General features: G+C 34.3%; 16 protein-coding genes. 4 read left to right on the top strand and 12 right to left on the bottom strand.

What is annotated here, in order from left to right:
• Positions 1-400: 400 nt before the first annotated feature.
• The 3 genes from JNUCC25_RS09365 to JNUCC25_RS09355 all read right to left on the bottom strand — a co-directional run bounded on the left by JNUCC25_RS09365 (position 401) and on the right by JNUCC25_RS09355 (position 2,825).
• On the bottom strand, positions 401-1,051 hold the full coding sequence (locus JNUCC25_RS09365; RefSeq protein ID WP_035438898.1) for a sigma-70 family RNA polymerase sigma factor: 651 nt from the start codon (positions 1,049-1,051) through the stop codon (positions 401-403).
• 203 nt (positions 1,052-1,254) lie between these two features.
• Positions 1,255-2,079: a putative protein N(5)-glutamine methyltransferase gene (locus JNUCC25_RS09360; protein ID WP_407728356.1), complete on the bottom strand. Its 825-nt coding sequence runs from the start codon at positions 2,077-2,079 to the stop codon at positions 1,255-1,257.
• 257 nt (positions 2,080-2,336) lie between these two features.
• The gene (locus JNUCC25_RS09355) at positions 2,337-2,825 is read right to left on the bottom strand and encodes a DinB family protein (protein ID WP_029321126.1); all 489 of its coding nucleotides are present in this window, start codon (positions 2,823-2,825) and stop codon (positions 2,337-2,339) included.
• Between the two features lie 757 nt (positions 2,826-3,582).
• On the opposite strand from JNUCC25_RS09355, the gene JNUCC25_RS09350 reads away from it, so the two are divergent.
• Positions 3,583-4,044 (top strand): hypothetical protein, encoded by a 462-nt coding sequence (locus tag JNUCC25_RS09350; RefSeq protein WP_029321124.1) that lies wholly within the window; start codon positions 3,583-3,585, stop codon positions 4,042-4,044.
• 904 nt (positions 4,045-4,948) lie between these two features.
• Here the strand turns inward: JNUCC25_RS09350 and JNUCC25_RS09345 are convergent.
• The 3 genes from JNUCC25_RS09345 to JNUCC25_RS09335 all read right to left on the bottom strand — a co-directional run bounded on the left by JNUCC25_RS09345 (position 4,949) and on the right by JNUCC25_RS09335 (position 7,582).
• Complete coding sequence (locus JNUCC25_RS09345; protein WP_013056517.1) at positions 4,949-5,722, bottom strand: SDR family NAD(P)-dependent oxidoreductase; 774 nt, start codon at positions 5,720-5,722, stop codon at positions 4,949-4,951.
• Positions 5,723-5,848: 126 nt separating this feature from the next.
• Positions 5,849-6,634, bottom strand: a complete 786-nt coding sequence (locus JNUCC25_RS09340; protein ID WP_029321121.1) for an SDR family oxidoreductase — start codon at positions 6,632-6,634, stop codon at positions 5,849-5,851.
• Between the two features lie 210 nt (positions 6,635-6,844).
• Entirely contained in the window at positions 6,845-7,582 is a 738-nt protein-coding gene (locus JNUCC25_RS09335) for an SDR family NAD(P)-dependent oxidoreductase (RefSeq protein WP_387569640.1), read from the bottom strand.
• A 195-nt stretch (positions 7,583-7,777) separates the two neighbouring features.
• On the opposite strand from JNUCC25_RS09335, the gene JNUCC25_RS09330 reads away from it, so the two are divergent.
• From JNUCC25_RS09330 to JNUCC25_RS09320, 3 genes are all read left to right on the top strand, one after another.
• Positions 7,778-8,386 carry a TetR/AcrR family transcriptional regulator gene (locus JNUCC25_RS09330; protein WP_454223190.1) on the top strand — a complete coding sequence of 203 codons (609 nt, stop codon included), beginning with the start codon at positions 7,778-7,780 and terminating at the stop codon, positions 8,384-8,386.
• Positions 8,387-9,125: 739 nt separating this feature from the next.
• Positions 9,126-10,775 (top strand): group II intron reverse transcriptase/maturase, encoded by a 1,650-nt coding sequence (gene ltrA, locus JNUCC25_RS09325; RefSeq protein WP_328243077.1) that lies wholly within the window; start codon positions 9,126-9,128, stop codon positions 10,773-10,775.
• A 502-nt stretch (positions 10,776-11,277) separates the two neighbouring features.
• A complete protein-coding gene (locus JNUCC25_RS09320) occupies positions 11,278-11,745 on the top strand; it encodes a DinB family protein (RefSeq protein WP_454223188.1) in 468 nt (155 codons plus the stop codon).
• A 757-nt stretch (positions 11,746-12,502) separates the two neighbouring features.
• Here JNUCC25_RS09320 and kduD read toward each other — a convergent pair.
• The 6 genes from kduD to JNUCC25_RS09290 form a co-directional block, all read right to left on the bottom strand.
• Complete coding sequence (gene kduD / locus JNUCC25_RS09315) at positions 12,503-13,282, bottom strand: 2-dehydro-3-deoxy-D-gluconate 5-dehydrogenase KduD (protein ID WP_454223187.1); 780 nt, start codon at positions 13,280-13,282, stop codon at positions 12,503-12,505.
• 22 nt (positions 13,283-13,304) lie between these two features.
• The gene (kduI, locus tag JNUCC25_RS09310) at positions 13,305-14,135 is read right to left on the bottom strand and encodes a 5-dehydro-4-deoxy-D-glucuronate isomerase (protein WP_454223185.1); all 831 of its coding nucleotides are present in this window, start codon (positions 14,133-14,135) and stop codon (positions 13,305-13,307) included.
• A gap of 307 nt (positions 14,136-14,442) precedes the next feature.
• Complete coding sequence (locus JNUCC25_RS09305) at positions 14,443-15,411, bottom strand: hypothetical protein (protein ID WP_454223183.1); 969 nt, start codon at positions 15,409-15,411, stop codon at positions 14,443-14,445.
• A 6-nt stretch (positions 15,412-15,417) separates the two neighbouring features.
• Positions 15,418-16,560 carry a glycoside hydrolase family 88 protein gene (locus JNUCC25_RS09300; protein WP_454223182.1) on the bottom strand — a complete coding sequence of 381 codons (1,143 nt, stop codon included), beginning with the start codon at positions 16,558-16,560 and terminating at the stop codon, positions 15,418-15,420.
• Between the two features lie 15 nt (positions 16,561-16,575).
• Positions 16,576-17,427: a carbohydrate ABC transporter permease gene (locus tag JNUCC25_RS09295; RefSeq protein ID WP_454223180.1), complete on the bottom strand. Its 852-nt coding sequence runs from the start codon at positions 17,425-17,427 to the stop codon at positions 16,576-16,578.
• Positions 17,427-18,380, bottom strand: a complete 954-nt coding sequence (locus JNUCC25_RS09290) for a carbohydrate ABC transporter permease (protein WP_454223178.1) — start codon at positions 18,378-18,380, stop codon at positions 17,427-17,429. The genes JNUCC25_RS09295 and JNUCC25_RS09290 overlap by 1 nt, the downstream gene beginning before the upstream one ends.
• Between the last annotated feature and the right edge of the window lie 47 nt (positions 18,381-18,427).

The following is an 18,427-nucleotide window of genomic DNA, read 5'->3' as shown; positions in this document are numbered from 1 at the left end:
TTATCTTCAAGAGCTCACTCACCTTTACGCAGTTATCGTTTATGCACCATGTTCCCTTTTGATAACTCAACACTTTAGTTAGAATTATAAGTGAGTAAATATAATGAACTTTTAGCTCTTCTCAACTTACTGTTATAGAAACTGATATCTCTATAGAGTTTTCACTTAATATATTGTTTATTTTATCTAGAAAAGAAAAAACACTGTCCCTAAAACCTGTTTAACGATTTGTTGCTCTTCCATTGCCATCATCTTCTGTTAGATTAATCAATATTATCTTTATGATAAATCAAAAGAACCCATAAAAAAAGAAACACCTATGTACTAGATGTTTTCCCCCTTTAAACATCATTGCTTACAGTAACTTTCTTCTTTTATTCCGTGTTTGTCAGGATGATTCCTATAAATAAAGGTATTTCATTCGATGCCTCATCTTTTTCTTAATTCGGCAAAGTGCATTATCTACTGTTTTGTGGGAAAGATCTAGTTTTTTAGAGATTTGCATATATGTTTGTCCATTCATGTATAGGGCAAATACGTTTTGTTCGGTGACTGATAATATTTCTTGCAAGATTTGTTCTCTCTCTCTTTTATTCTCACTTTCTACAGCCGCCTTTTCCGGACATACTGTTTGTGGATGAGGAAGTATCTCCATAAGGGTTATGTCATCTTCTGCTCGTTTTGAATTTCTAGATATGTTTAAAGAAAGAGCATTATTTAAAGGCGAGTGTTTTTGACGATTCCCTGCCTTTATAGCTGTAATAAGTTGACGTGTTATGCATAGCTCCGCAAAGCCTCTAAATGAACTTTTCCCTTCTATTCTAAAATCTCGCGCAGCTTTATATAATCCTAACTTTGCCTCCTGTAAGAGATCTTCTCGATCTCCTCCTAATAAGAAGTATACTTTTACCTTCGAACAGACTAAATACTCATATTTCTTTACTAATAGGTTGAAAGCAACCTGGTCGCCCAGTTGAAACGCTTGAACACTCTCTTCATCACTTAAAATTGTCTTTTCTTCTCTTGGTTTTACGTTGGCTAATATGTTCATTTGCGTTCCTCCTCTTGTCTTATGCTTTCTATGCACTTTATATTATAAAAAAGAGAAGGTATAAAAAATGTCGAAAAAGCAAAGGGTAAAAAGAATATTCAGATAGAAAGAAAAGAGAGACTATACAAAACCTCATATGTGTCTTTATTTTATATATACACTAATAGATGCCAAATTAGTTAACAGAATCAATGTGATTTATGTTATTTACAAGCTTTGTTTACTCTACTGATCCGAGTTCCAATTACAACTGTAGCATCTAGTTCGACACAATGTGTTACTTTGGGAATTAGTCCATTTTGAGCAAGTATCTCAGCCGTTTGAAAGGCCTGTTTCTGGCTAGTCTCGACAAGTAAATAACCACGGGGCGCCAGCCATATTAGTGCTTCAGAAGCTACCCGTTTCTGGACATCTAGACCTTCCATCCCTCCATCGAGTGCTACCCTTTTCTCATACTTACGTGCCTCCTGAGGTAACAATTCAATTGAATCCGTAGGCACGTAGGGGGCGTTTGCAACCAAGACATCGACACCGTTATGTAATGCGGATGGAAGGGGATGGTAGAGGTCACCTTCATACACATTCCCCCCAAAGAAAGTAGTATTTTGACGTGCACACTTTACTGAAGTTGGGTCGATGTCGGTTGCATACAGCTCAATGGGGCCTATGACTTTGGCCAGCGCGGCTCCAACTGCACCCGTACCACAACACAAGTCAACTATGATGGATCCTGGAGTAGCAAGAAAAGCTGCCTGTTTAACAAGAAACTCGGTGCGCGGGCGTGGTATAAAGACTCCCTGTTCCACTTCTATTCGAATACCGCAGAAATCTGCCCAACCAATAATATGTTCGAGGGGAAGACCAGTTACTCGCTGTTCCACCATGTCGGTGAGTTTGTCCAATGTCTGAGCCTCTGAAATAAGTAACCGGGCCTCATTCTCTGCAAAAACACAACCGGCAGTTCTAAGCTTCTTTATTATAATTTCCTCTGTTTTCTTGTCTATATAATTATGAATCTGTTTCTCCATTCATTTCACCATTCCAAATATCTTATTGAAGTTATATTCATTGATAACTAGTTCCTTGAAATTTAGAGGAGCCCTTCTTCAAGTATCCTTTAATTGCATAAGCAAGGTGTATATCATATAGTTAGTGAGGGTATTCTTAAGAGTACCTTCCTACTGTAACTAGTAAAGAGTATCGCGTATAATGGAAGCTGCCGAAACTTAAAAGCCCATATTCTCTTAACTATAAGCCATGAAATCTAGCAATAAAGTTCATTAATTTAAGTTTTTGGCAGCGTATGACTAAGCTCTTTACCAATAAGATTGGCTGAAACCGGTTTTTTTCCTATTTCCCTAGCCCATACTGATAATTGTCCAATATGGTGTATCTCGTGAGCAATCATATGACGCATAACTTCTCCCCAAGTATCAGTTACTATACTTCCATCTGGTTGTGGATCATAAAGAATATTATTTTCTTTTTCTACATTCCAAGACCTAACAAACTCTCTTACCTCAAGCTGAAAGTTTGTATCTAGCTGCCGAACTTTTTCTAAGCTTTGATATTCCTCAAAAATCTCTTGGAAATCATCTTTTCCCTGAAGAATACGAACCCAACTCCACTCTACATCAACAATGTGAAAGAGAGTATGTAGTATTCCTCCTACCCCTCCTGTTCGCTTCCTAAGTAATTCCTCTAGTGGAATATTCTCACACCATTGATACCACTCTTCTCTAACCAACCAGTTATAATGGAACATAGTTTGCAAATTAATTCCTCCCTTTATTGTATTTTTTACTTTGACTCTTTTTTAATGAGGTATTAATTAGTTCGACAAATATTTATAGATACCTATTTCATAGGAGTAAGAAAAAGTAATAAGTAAAGTCGTATAGGCTGTTTTGTTCCTAACTGTATTATGTTAACTAAAGATGTATAAGATATGCAGCTTAAAAACAGAAAAACCACTGGCTTATATCAGTGGTTTTCTGCGATGCATGTTGTCAACTCTATAAACCATGAGGATTTCCAAATGGATGCTTCACAGCGTCTTGAGTAGTTTGCTTAAGATGCATAATAGTATGTATTTTTAATTATAATTATTGAACTTTTTAGTTATTCGTCTTTCTAGATCTTCTAAAGTGTTTCGTAACCAAAGAGTTTGGGCAAATGCTGCTATCATAGATATAAAACCCATAATTAAAATAAAGCTTAGCTTATTATTTATTTTTCGATACATATTAGGTTGAAGCCACCTTTACTGTTTTACATAGTATTCTCCTCCAAATCTTTTTTATTATAAAGATTCCTCGAAAATCCATTATGGTAACTAAACATATATATCATATTCATTAAAAAAATAAATGGTCCACTAATGAATTTATGGGCTATTTACATATGTATTATCTTCTTCAACAAACCGAACAGATTAGTTTAAAAAGCATTTGGTATTAACTAACCATAAATGCATATTTTCTTTCAAAAAAAGAAATTCTAAATAAAAAGAAATAAAAGGAAGTTTAAATATGTCAATGAAAAATAAGTGGTTATTTAATATTGCCATGGTATTATTCTCTTGGGTATCAATATCTTTTTTGGACCGGCGTAGTATAAAAAGATTTTTCCCGGCTTTTATTTTTGTGTTTTTAATAAATTGTATTGATGTTCCTGTTGGAAAGAAATTTAGATGGTGGTCTTTTTATAATAAACCACATTCCTTTATTTATAATGAATTTCCTTTTTTAATAGGTCCAATGCTGGCGGTGGCTTTATGGTCATTAAAATGGACATACGGAAATTTTAAAAAGTTTATTACTCTAAATGCTCTTTTTCAATTATCTTTTGCATTTTTAGCTAAAACTTTATTTGTAAAAATAAAATTATTTAAATTAGTTCGATTTAATGCATTTCAATTCTTCCTTTACTTCTTTTACAAGGCCTTTCTCCTGTATGGATTTCAATACATTTTTGAAAGTAAAAGAAGATGAACATAATCCACTAAAGGTTAGAAATATATATTTATTCTAGTCAAAAAGGGACGAAAAAATTTAGATTCAAAATTAATTGTAGGACATAAACTATCATATGAATATCAAAAATCTTGTTGAACTAACAAAGGTATTAGTTCAACAAGAATCGCCTATTTAATTTCGGATAACTGTGATTATGTTAACTATCTTTGTATATCATGTGTAATAGATTTCCTAGAATATATAAGCTTAAATCATGTAAATTTGTAACTTTTATGGGATTTATTCGTATATATTATGGGAGGCGGTATTGTGAGCGTAACAAGTATTAACTGGGGAGATATTGCTTGGCAGATTTTTAACCTGGTAGTTTTATTTGGAATTGGAGTTTTTATTTTTAATTTTATAAAGAAATTAAAGAAGAATTAACAACAGAACCTTCTAGAAATGGTCTAGAAGGTTCTGTTAGTTCCTAGAAGGTACATTATGGTAACTAACTATAGCATACATCCTGAACTGATACATAATCTCTGATAAAATGTAATTATAAGGAAAATAACGAGAGTGGAGTTAACGAAAATGAAAAAAAGACTTAAAAGGGCGGAAACTAAGTGAAAGAGATTGTTCGGTTTTTGATACGTTATTTAGGTCGATTTATTTGTTTTTTTCTAATAACTGCTTTTCTTTTATACGGAGCTATTACTTACTTACCAAACAGCCTAATGAGTATTTATTGGATAGCCTTATCTTTATTAGTTTTGTTGCTAGTTTACAGTGTATATTTATTTAAAAGAAGTATTTGATAATAAAACCGACTTCTCCCTTAAATAGAAAAGCCGGCTTTATATATAGACTATTATGAGGAGAGCCCTGATTGTTAGATAAAAGTTATATTCACCTCAGTCTATTAGGACAGTCTTTTTTACACCGATGTAGCTCCTTGTCCACCATCAATACGATAATAAGAACCTGATATGAATGATGCCTTTTCAGAAGCTAAAAATGTGATTAAGTTGGCGATTTCAGTAGCCTCAGCATAACGATTCATTGGTACTGACGCTTCAAAAACGGATTTGGCTTCTTCCTCTTTACCTGGCATTGCATTTTTTTCAATAGAACGCATCATCTGAGTATCAACACCCGAAGGACAAACTGCAACAGAACGTATGCCATATTCTGCACCTTCAAGTGCTGCTGTTTTATTAAGAGCGATCACTCCGTGCTTAGATGCTACATATGAACTCATTCCAGGTGCACCTAGCAATCCACCATTAGATGCCATATTTACAATTGAACCTTCTTTTTGATTCATCATTACTTTCATGACATATTTTAAACCTAAGAATACTCCAATGACATTAATATTTAATACATTTTTAAAGTTTTCAACGGTTTGATCCACAATATTTGCAAAATCCCCATTAATCCCTGCATTGTTTACAAATGCATCAATTCTTCCATATCTTTCAACAGTATCATCAACATATTTTTTTACTTCTTCTTCATTCGTTACGTCTGCAGTCAATAATAAAGCATCGTTAATCCCTGCTTCTTTAACTGCCTTTTCTAAGCTTCCCTTTTTTAAATCAACTAATGCTAGCTTTGCGCCTTCCTTAGCAAAAGCTTTTGCCGTAGCGATACCAATACCGCCAGCAGCACCCGTAATTAAAACAACTTTATTTGAGAAATCTCCCATGATGTATCATTCCTTCTATTAATTATTTATACGTGGTTTATGTGTTCTATGATAATTCACTCTATTATTACCTTATTTATAAATGAAATTATGATCGTGCAGTAACTTTAGTTTTCGCAAAAATCTTCAATATTTATAAGATTGACCACCATCGATTGGAATAACAGTTGCATTTATAAAGTTTGCTTGATCAGACAATAAGAATGCGACTAAATAAGCCACTTCTTCTGGTTTGCCAAATCGTTTCATCGGGTTTGTCTCAACAAATTGTTTTCCTGCTTCTTCCCATTTTTCTGAATCAATTTGTCTTAATGAACCTTCGACCATTGGTGTCATGATTGCACCGGGTGCAATGGCTTTGATACTGATTCCGTATTGACCATATTCAATTCCCGAGTTTCTTGTTAATCCAACTACACCGTGTTTACTAGCTGCGTAACCAGATTGGTTTCCTAAACCACGAATACCACCAACTGAAGCAGTATTAACAATAGAACCAAAACCTTGCTCTCTCATGACTTTCAATACGTTCTTCAAGCCATAAAACACACCATTTAAGTTAACATTAACTACTTTTTGAAATTCTTCAATACCAAAATCCTCTGTTAGACTTTGTTTTCCTTCGATCCCTGCGTTGTTGAAGAAACCATCGATTTTCTTAAATTTCTTAACTGTTTTATTTATATAGTTTTCTACTTCTTTTTCATCTGACACATTTGCAGTGATAAGTAACACTTCTGCGTTCGGTACAACTTCTAACACTTTATTTTTTGTTTCTTGTAATGAAGAAGCGTTTAGATCAACGAGTGAAAGTTTTGCTCCTTCTTTTGCTACTTGTAAGGCAGAAGCTTGACCCAAACCGGATCCTGCACCGGTAATTAATATTACTTTCCCATCAAAACGATTAACCATCGAAAATTCCTCCTTTATTATTCTCGTAGAAAATGGAAAATAATTTATGATAGATATTCTATTATGTTTCCTTTAATTAAAATATCTTGAAATAAAGATATATAATCATGTAAGTCATCTACTAGTACCCAAGTGGTACATTTAATCCGGCAAAGCTAACTATTTCCTGTTTAAAACTCAAAAAGCAAGAGGGTTCACCTTCTAAATTTATTATTGAGCTGTATATCCACCGTCAAGGGTTAAACTATTACCAGTCATATATGAAGAGTCATCAGAGGCCATGAATAATACTGCTTTTGCCATTTCTTCTGTTTTACCCAAACGTTTTAATGGTGTAATTGCAGCTAAGGCTTGTTTGTCTTCTTCTGGTATAATTGGTGTATCAATAAAACCTGGGCATAATGCGTTGATACGGATATTTTGTTCTGCATATTCAAGTGCAAGTGAACGAGTTAAGTTGATCACGCCGCCTTTTGCAGCGTTATAGGCAGCTGAACCGGGTGATCCAACCCAACCGTACATAGACGCTGTATTAACAATGGTACCACCATCTGTTTTTAACATTTCACGAATGGCCTCACGTGCTACCAAGAAGACTCCATCTAGGTCCACGTTGACAGTTTTGCGCCATTCTGAGTACTCTAAATCGTGTGATGGATGAACCCGACCGATACCCGCATTATTGAAAACAACATCCACTTTACCAAACGTTTCAACAGTTTGTTTGAAAATATTTTTGACTTCTTCTTCACTCGTAATATTTGCCTTTATAAAAAGAACTTCTTGGCTAAGCTCTTTTAACTCTTTCTCAAAAGCTTTTCCTTTTTCCTCATTTAAATCTACAAGAACTACTTTGGCTCCTTCTGAAACAAATAAACGTGCCGTTGCTGCCCCAATACCGGATGCTCCACCAGTGATAACAGCTACTTTATCTTGTAATTTTCCCATTCTAAATCCTCCTAGTTATTGAAAATCATCTACCATATTTAGAATAAAAATGCTAGATATATTTTATATCTGTGCTTTTTTGTTCATAATTTAATTGTACTACTCTGTTCATATTTAACAATCATTAAGATATCATTAAGTGTCCACTAACTAGACACTTATGATAAATCTGTCTACTTTAAAGGAGGTTTTTTCATGCATAATGAACAAAATACAACATCTCAACGTCAAAATCGTACAAAAGAACATTTAAAACAGGCATTGATTGAACTCATAAAAGAGAAGGGCTACCATACCGTAACTGTAAAAAATATTGTTGATTATGCTTCTTATAATCGCAGTACCTTTTATATTCATTACCCTGACAAAATTGAACTTGCTAAAGATTTGCTTGCTTCCATGCTTCAAGGGTTAGAATCTTCAGTAGGCAGTCCATATGTACCTGGTCGTAAAGTGTATACAACTAAGCTAAATGCACCGTATTTGAACATCGTTTTCTACATTTATAAAAACCGAAATTTTTTTGAACTCATTAATTACGATGACACCTTACCGGGGTTGCATATACAGTTTCCTCAAATGATCTTAAAGATCTATAAGGAACAATTTATTTTTGAAACCATCAACAATATAGCAGTTAATATGGAGTATTTTAAACGTTATACAGCCTATGGATTTTATGGGCTTCTTCAGAATTGGATTCGGAATGGCTTTAAGCAAAATCCAGACGAATTTATTCACGAAGTCATTGATCTAGCGAAAACACATATATACTCAATCGAGTATATTGGAAATGAAAGGTAAATAAACTAATAATTTTAGCATCTTGATTAGTTTGCTCAATACATGTAAATTTGCTCATTTATATAAAAAATAAAAAAGAGGAGTTCAGAAGCATGATCTTCTCTTTTTGTTTATAGGTTCCGGTAACATTGATTATGGTGCGACAAGAAGTCGCTTTCTTACAGTGTAGCTGACGCTACTCATCTAGACGCGAAGATGATCTCCATCCGAAACGGCATGTTTGGTAACGAGCCTGTCGGTTGCATGAGGAGATGCGGAAACAGAGGACAATTGCATGGTCCGGAATACTGCTAGGAGAAGATAGGTATGGTAAACGAAAGTGAAGGTTTGTAAGCTTCGTAAGTGTTAGCTCAAGATAATGCATAGTTTTGCTTGGGTCTTGGCAAGAGGAAAAGTAGAATCATAATGCTACTCTGATGCGTCCCGCATCTTGCCCGGAGTACAGAACCTACCTACCCCTATCGCATCTGTAGAATGTGGAACTTGGTAAGCCCTATGTCATCTGTGTAAAACAGTAGGATGACTGCAAAGTCAAACGATGTGGCAGAGGGTATGGGATATGAGAAAAAGCGAAAGCCGTTATCTCGAAAGAGAACAGGAAAGCAGGAACACTGTATAACTGGACGGATACTGTTGTCTTTATGGACAATGACAGGCTCGAAAGAGTGCCCACTTTTCATTGGTCTTCAACACGAAAATAAATTTGTGGCTATCTTCTAACGAAAAGGAGCGTGCTGTTATGAATACCTCTCTACGAGCGTCGGCGCACGTCTCACATAAAGGTTGGTACTCTATTAATTGGAATACTATACAACAATATGTAACGAAGTTACGACAAAGAATTTATCGTGCCGAACAACAAAATCAACGAAGAAGAGTAAGGAAACTTCAACGTTTACTCCTCCGGAGTAAAGCCAATTTATTACTCTCCATTCGCAGAGTGACGCAACAAAATACCGGTAAGCAAACACCTGGTGTAGACGGCTATACGGCCTCAAAACCAAGCGAACGTATCAAGCTATATCAACAACTGCTAAAACGTAATATTTTTCAGCATCGCCCAAAGCCAGCGAAACGAACGTTTATCACTAAGAAGAATGGGAAATTAAGACCTCTCGGTATTCCGACAATACGAGATCGAATTTATCAAAGTGTTGTGAAGAACGCCCTAGAACCGCAATGGGAAGTCAGGTTAGAAGCCAGTTCCTACGGTTTCCGCCCTAAGAGAAGCACTCATGATGCCATCAGTAATCTCTTTAACAAGCTTAATACGAATAGTAAGAAAAAGTGGGTGTTTGAAGGAGATTTTCTAGGATGTTTTGACCATCTTAATCATCATTGGATAGTAGAAAAAACGTCTATGTTTCCAGGAAACACTCTCATCAAAAGGTGGCTCAAGATGGGATATATGGAACAAGGTACGTTACACAACACAATGGAAGGAAGTCCCCAAGGAAGTGTAGCTTCTCCTCTTTTAGCTAATATAGCGCTAGATGGAATGGAAAAAGAGATTGGTATTGTTTACCGAAAGACATACAAATCAGGCGCGAGCTACAAGATTGATCCAAAGTGTAAGATGGGACGTGTCGCTTACGCAGATGACTTCGTCATCGTAACAGAAACGAAGGAACAAGCTGAAAGTATGTATCAGAAACTTACTCCTTACTTACAAAAACGAGGAATTAGACTGAGCACGGATAAAACGAGAATTACACATATTGAGAGTGGATTTGATTTCCTGGGTTTCTCACTTCGCCAATACAAAACGGAGCAAGGCAATAAGCTACTAATCAAGCCTAGTAAAGACAGCATCAGAAAAGCAAAAAGCAAGATAAAAGATACGTTCGCAGTGATGCGAGGCCGACCAGTAAAAGAAATCATACGTGTCTTAAACCCTATTATTAGAGGTTACGGACAGTATTGGAAACATGTCGTATCAAAGAAGACATTTGGTTACATGGACAATTATCTTTTCTTAAAGGTAAGAAAACACCTTAAACAATTACATCCAAGGAAGTCGTGGAAGTGGATTCGAAAGCGTTATTTTAAGAAACCCCACCATGGAGGAAATGATAAATGGATTCTCACATGTCCAATCACTAACATTCAATTGATGAAGATGTCCTGGATTAAAATAGAACGACATGTCATGGTAGCCTACAAAAACAGCCCAGATGATCCTAGTCTAAATGAATATTGGGAAAAGCGAGACCGAAAGGTCTTCAATCATGAAAATACCCTAGATAGGATGAAACTTGCAAGAAAACAAGGGTATCGTTGTGCACTGTGTAAACACACTCTTCAAAATGGAGAAACGATTACGGTACGAAATCTAGAAGTTACTACAGGTAAAGTTACTAAATTGGTACATGTACCCTGTATAAAGTAAAAGAGATGTTCGGATAAAAAGAAGGCTTGAGCCGTGTGAAGGGAAACTTTCAAGCACGGTTCTTAGGGGGGCGGGCGCTCGTGAGAGTGCCTGCCTACCCGACTAAACTGATTTTGTATATGATATACACCATAAAATTAGAAAAACTCCCTGAATACGTTAAGGGAGTTTTTCTGCTACATTTTATTCATCCAAAGGATTGGAACCTTACCAGTTTCTTAAGTAGTTTGTTCAAGTTTGTACAACTTATATTTACCAATTAGTTTCTTTCTCATGAATTATAAGGATCTTCTTCCATAAATGTATGCACAAATAATGTTTCGTTAGTAAACAGTATCTAGTTCGAGAGGTAATTCCTATTATTTATTTAATACAAAGATAAATTTGTAGCTGAATTCTAAAAAAGAGTATATCTTTAATATCACTAAATGTAGAATGCGTGCTTGTTTTCTGTTAAAATGATTATCTTAATTTATTGCATAATAAGAAAGGAAGAGTCACTATGAAAAATGTAGAACAATTTTTACAGAGATTTATAAATCATAGATCTGTTACTTTAGAACTGATTGATTGTATTGAAGATGTAACTTTTAAACCATGGGAAGGTGCTATGTCTGCTGGATTACTAATGTTACACACAATTGGAGCTTCTGACTTTTTTGCAAATATAGCTATTACAGGAACTATAAAGCGTCCAGATTTATCTTCTTCTCCAGATGTCTCTAATATATCAGTTGTTCGTGATTTGGCTCATTCTCTTTCTGATAAAACAGTTAATACATTGAATTCTTTATCTGACGAACAATTGAAAACTATAATTAAGACGAACAATCCTATATTTGGTTCTAACCCAACTATAGCTCAAATTCTTGATTTTATGCTGGAACATGAGATTCATCATAAAGGCCAGTTGTTTCTATATGCACGTATGACTAATTCACCCGTACCTAAAAATTTTATTGCACATTAATTATTATTTTTTTAAAGTTTTCCTCTTATACTAACGTTTACGGTAATTAACGACGTATAATTATAAACAACCTCATTGTGTCATAGAGAACCAAATAAAAGCACTCACCTTTGATTTAGGAGAGTGCTTTTATTTTTTAGATGCTTCTTATAATCCCAGTTATGGTAACTAGATTTGTAGAGCTTATAAAATATAAGGATCACTCTTCATATTCAACTTCAGCCCCTTTAATATTTAATATTTTTGGGAAAGGAGCTAATAATTGAATTAGTTGAAGAAAATAAATCGTCATTAGATAGGGAAACAACAGATGCACCATCGTAAAAAACCCAAAACATTGTGCAATCTTTTCGTAATGTAACAATAGGCATTTGAACCTTTCTTCTTCCAAATAAGGTTTTCATATCCCGTTTTTCAAAGCTAAATAAATCTTCTGACAGAGACCAAGCAGCAAAGCAATTCATACTTCCTTGGCTATATAAAAAAGGCATAACGACTTTAAATTGTGTATAATCTTCAATTTTAGCTTTAATAAAAAATACATACGATTTAAAAGATACGAGTTTATGTAAACAAACAGGAAAAAACTAGGTAGGCTAACCCAGTATTTTTCCTGTTTCGTGAGTCTATATGTTACAAGCTACTAGTATAATTCTAAAGATAAAGAAATATCAGTTTCTTGTATTTATTATATAATGATTTTTATCTTCCTTTTTAGAGCTTTCTAACTAACGAGGATTTACTGAAGAATATTGTACTATCTAACTAACCATCCACCATCTACTGCTAAAATGTGACCATTTATATAGTTAGAAGCTTGACTCGCTAAAAATACTACCGTCCCCATCAAGTCAAATGGCTTTCCCCATTGACCTGCAGGAATACGGCTCAGAATTTCTTTATTACGATTAGCATCTTCTCGTATTGGTGCGGTATTCTTAGTTTCAATATATCCAGGAGCAATTGCATTGGTCTGTATATTGTAAACAGCTAACTCATTTGCAAACGCCTTCGTCAATCCAGCTACGCCATGCTTACTAGCTGTATACGCAGGCACAAACTTTCCGCCTTGAAATGTTAACATAGATGCCACATTAATAATTTTCCCACTTCTTTGTTCAGCCATCACTTTTGCTACTTCCTGGCTTAAAAAATAAAGTGAATTTAAGTTCAAGTCTATTACATCACTCCAGTCCTTTTCTGTATATTCAAGTAGTGGAGAACGTCGAATAGTACCTGCATTATTGACCAGAATATCAATTTTTCCATATTTGTCCAAGCACTCATTTACAATATTATTAATGCTTTCTTTCTGTTCTAAGTCTACTTGAAAAAAGGTAACTTTCCTTCCCTCTTTTTCAATTAATGCTTTCGTTTCATTCCAATTCGTTCCATGAGTGACAATAAACAAATCAGCCCCTGCCTTTGCTAACGCTACTGCGTACCCTTGGCCTAAACCTGTATTACCTCCAGTTATAATAGCTACTTTTCCATCTAAGCGAAAAAAATCCATTGAGAATTGTGATAGATCTCCCATAATTTTTTCTCCTCTTTCCTCTCTATTTTAGGTCCTCCATTTTAACAGCGTCCATATCGTCATACGTAATGTTTTCTCCACACATTCCCCATATAAATGTATAATTACTTGTACCTACGCCTGAATGAATAGACCAACTTGGAGAGATAGCAGCTTGCTCATTTTTAATTACTAGGTGTCTAGTTTCACTAGGTTCTCCCATAAAATGAAAAATACGTGTTTCAGGGGCCATGTCAAAGTATAGATACACTTCCATTCTACGTTCATGTGTATGACATGGCATCGTATTCCAAGCACTACCAGCTTCTAACATAGTGAGACCAAGCTGAAGCTGGCAACTCTGACAAACATTAGGATGTATATATTGATAAATTGCACGTTGATTTAATTGACTTGGTTCCCCTAGACGAAGGGGTTCAATATTATTAATATCTATCTTTACAGTTGGATACATATGATGTGCAGGTACTGAATTGATATAGAATTTGGCAGGATTATTTATATCTTTAGAACGAAAATAAACTTCTTTTGTTCCTTTTCCAATATATAAACCATCTCTACATTTCATATCATACTCAATTCCATCCACAATCATAATACCTTCCCCACCAATGTTTATTACTCCCATTTCACGACGTTCTAGGAAATAATTCACACCTAACTCTTTGCTCAAAGAAATAGATAACTTTTCTTTTACAGGCGTAATACCACCAAAAATCATACGATCTACATGCGTATATGTTAAATTAACTTGATCGTTTTCAAAGATTTTTTTCACCAAAAATTGGTTTCTTAATTTTTCAGTTGTATATTTTTTCATATCCTCTGGATGATTGGCATAATGTGTTTGCATAGTTATTTCCCCTTTTCCTTTTTATTCTTAAATATAAAACATAATAGATAACACTTTTATTTAGCTTTAATTCAATATGCTTAAATAAAAAACATTCTTATTTTAGGTAGTCCCTTACTACATAAGAAATTCCTGTTAATAGACATATAATAAAACAGTACCTAGTTAGGGTATGAGAGAATCCTTCCTTAAAATAAAAATATAAAAAAGCTAAAAAAAAGGGAATAAATGTCGTAACAGCATATTTTTTTAAAATAGTATTACTAGGAGTATTCATTTTATATCCCCTCTCGGCAAAGAATCTCTCTTAAATAAATGGTGAATAATTTAATACCAACCTTAATTGAGGATAAGTGGATACTAAATTAGGGAACATTTCCTGAAGTACGGCAAGATTTTGTAACGTTCCCAACGTATTATGGGTATCTTCTAACAATATATTTAACTCTTCATTATTTTGGATTTTCGATAGAGTGTACATAGCATTTGTTTTTAAAGTAGGTATGCTTTTATAACGTAATTCTTGATTAAAACGGCTTAATCTAGATAAAGTAAATGTGGCATCTAAATCTATAAAGCCTGCTGGCCATTCGTTTAACCAACTCCCATTTCCTTTTTGAAGAGACAAAGTAGATTCAATAATCTGTGGAGCATAGTTAATAGGACGTTTAAAATGTTCGTACATAAAATAGAAGTGAAAAGCTGACCCTAGATGATTAATAGATAAATTATTTGCTGAGTTCTTAGGCCACATTCCAGTTCTATGGCTTTGCTGTTCATCTAGCCAATTAAAGAGCTTATCAAACCATTTTAGGTTTACAAGCTCCAAGTTTGCAAAGATAGACATTACTGCGGGAACATCATGTCCGCAACCGTTCCATGGATTTATGTCCCAGTCCCTTTTATTAAGCCAGCAAATAATTGCCTCCCACTCACCTTTCAATTCTTCCAAAAAAACTAAAGGATACTTAGGCTGTGCCCCTAATAATTTTAAAGCTGATACAGCCATGGCTGTGGAATGGTATTCACTACGATGATCGCTTTTATCAAATTGACCAGTTAAGGGGTTTTGGAAACTGTTAATAGCATCTGCAAATTCTAACTTTTCACCAATCGTAAGCTCCATTTTATTGATTGTATATAAGATGTTTACAACGTCACATGTTGCGTAAACATCAGTTTTAATATCTTTATTTCGAGTGAAAAATCCGGGTTTTCCGGACGGAATTGCTCTTTGTTTTACATATTCTTGTAGAGTATTTGTGAATTTGTCCATATTTCCTTACCTTTCAAAGAAAGATTTTACATTATTTAATTTAACTAGGGATTCTAGAAAGAAATAATCTCCATAGATGATTCCACTTTCAATTCCAGCTCCTCTAGGGAGGTCTGAACAACCTTTTCTTAGTAATGCTTCAAAATCAGATTCGCAGGAAAGATACTCCCTACATAAAGAATTAATAATTTCTAATGCCTTAAGATAATATCTTTCTTTTTCTGATTCTTCTAGTTCACTAACAAGCAGTAATCCACTTGCAGCTATCGCTGCTGCAGAAGAATCTTTAATATTATTGTTTTCTACTGCATCAAAATCCCAACTAGGAACTGAATCTTCAGGTAAACGTTCAATAAAATAGTCTGCTAGTTTCATTGACATCTCTAAAAATTTTACTTCTTTTGTATATTGATAGACTAAAGCAAACCCATAAATGCCCCATGCTTGTCCCCTACTCCAGCATGATTCATCTGCATAGCCCTGCTGTGTTTTCCCCTTCTTTGGAGTACCAGTTACGTGGTCAAAGTTAAACGTATGGTATGTTGAGAAATCTTCTCTTACAATATAGTTCATTACTGTTTCAGCATGCTCCTTAGCTACTATAAAATAATCATCATTTTTAGTTTGTTCAGAGGCCCAAAACAGCAGAGGGATATTCATTAGACTGTCTATTATCACTTTACCTTTTTTTTCTTCCCTGAAATCTGCTGTATCATCTTCCCAATCGTTCCATGCTCTTATAAATTTCCCTTTAGAATTAAAACGATTTTTTAACATATCAGCAGCTTTTAACGCAATTTCCTTACTTTTGGCGTCACCAAATAGCTTATAATGCCCTAAAAAAGTAGGAATATATATAAATCCTATATCATGATCAAGAATATCCTCTCTATCTAGCAACTTTATTAAGTGATTACTACAATCCTGAAAGGTCTTGAGAAATAAATCATCCTTATAATATTGATAGGCTAATAGATTTAATGCTGGCCAAAATCCTGTTGTCCAGAATCCATCGTTACGATAGGAGTAACGATTTCCCTTTGTGAAGTGTGGAAAATTAGTAGATATTTTATGAGAATTTTGAAGCATTTTTCTTCTTAATTGAGTTAGGATATCCTTAGTACTATCTTTTTCTTTTATAATATTCATGTATGATTACCTCCTTTATCCTTTAACACTTCCAGCACTTATACCTTCCATCACACGTTTCTGCGTCAGTAAAAAGATAATAACAATGGGTACTGTTACTAAGGTTGATAAAGCCATGGTGGATTGAAAATCAATTCCTAATTCTGAATTTAAGTTTACTAGTGCAGTTGCTAAGGTGTATGTTTTTGTATCATTAGAAATCAGTAATACTGGTAACCATAACCCCCATGTCAACATAAATGTAATGAGAGTAGCTGTTGCATAAACAGGCATTGCTAGAGGAACAATAATTTTGCTTAGAATCCTTAATTCACTGGCTCCATCTATTTCTGCAGCTTCAATAATCTCCTTGGAAATTTTCCCGAAAAATTGCCTAAAAAGAAAAAATGGTAAAGCTCCTCCCCAAGCTCCTCCAGCAAGAATTAGAATAATTCCCTTATAAGTTCCCAACAAATGAAGTTTAAAAGCTATTATATACAGTGGAATTAGTAATAACACAGCTGGATACATAATGGTTAATAAAAAACTGCTTTCTATAACCCTAAATCCTGGTAATGACGGGTTGCGATAAAGGGCATATGCACCTAGTGAGGTTATTATTATAATAATAAGTGTAGCTAAAACAGTGATAATTAAGCTGTTTAAAACATATTTCCAGATAGATAAACCTCCTAACAAAGAAATCTTCTCGTATGCTTCCATAGTAAAAGACGAAAAGTTAATTTTAAAAGGAGACGTTAATATTTCACTAGAGGGTCTGAAAGAACTTATGATCATCCATATAAATGGGTATATCATACATATAGAAATGGCAGTTAGAATTATATAGATTAACACCATACTAATTTTGCTATGCTTATTAATCATTACATTTCACCTCTTTTCTTCGTAATTATGTAAGTACATAAGGTAACTAAAACTACAATTATAAATAATACTGTAGCCATTGCAGTTGCTTCTCCATACTGCAAGGTACTGAATTTCTGATAAGCATAGTACGATATAAAATTAGAGGAATAATTAGGCCCCCCTTGTGTCATAATCAAAGCAACCGTAAAAGTTTTTAAGAATTGAATCAATGCATATATAGAGTTTAATAACAAAGCAGGTTTTAGCTCAGGTAAAGTGATGTACCAAAAGCGCTGCCATTTATTTGCACCATCAATATAAGCCGCTTCATATTTAGAATCGTCAATATATTGAAAATTTGTCAGAAATATAATTGTATATAATCCTATATGCTTCCATAATTCTACGATTAATAGTGTGTAAATGACTATTCCTGTGTCAGTAAGCCATCCTACTGGTTCTATCCCCACACTTGTAAGTAACTTGTTAATAAGGCCAACATCATTGTTAAATAACCAACGCCAAATGATAGCTCCTACTACATCAGGAACAATTACTGGTGTAAATATAGCTACCTTAAAAAATAAGCCTCCAACTTTTACCTTACTTAATAAAACAGCGAGCCCTAACGCTAAAATGATGTTTAATGGTACAGAAAGGGCAGTGTATTTAATAGTAACGTATAGCGAATTAATAAAGTAACTATCCTTAAAAATAAGCAGGTAATTATCTAGCCCAACAAACTCCCTTTGATTAGTTAGAGCCGTAGACGAATCAACAAAAGAGAGAAGAATACTTTCTACAACAGGCCAAACTCCAAAAATTACTGTTATTAGTAAAAAGGGCAACATATATAAATAAAGTATCCTATTTTTTTTGATTTCCCCTATCTTTTTTGAAGATAAGAATTTTTTACTGAAATTTGGTTTGGGGGCTGGATTTGGATACTCATCTATAACCTTGGATTCCATCAATTTCACCTCTTCTACAAATTAATTAAAAATTGGTTTTAAAATCA

The sequence above is a fragment of the Priestia sp. JNUCC 25 genome (assembly GCF_053667915.1).
This window is presented reverse-complemented; position numbering and strand designations above follow the sequence as displayed.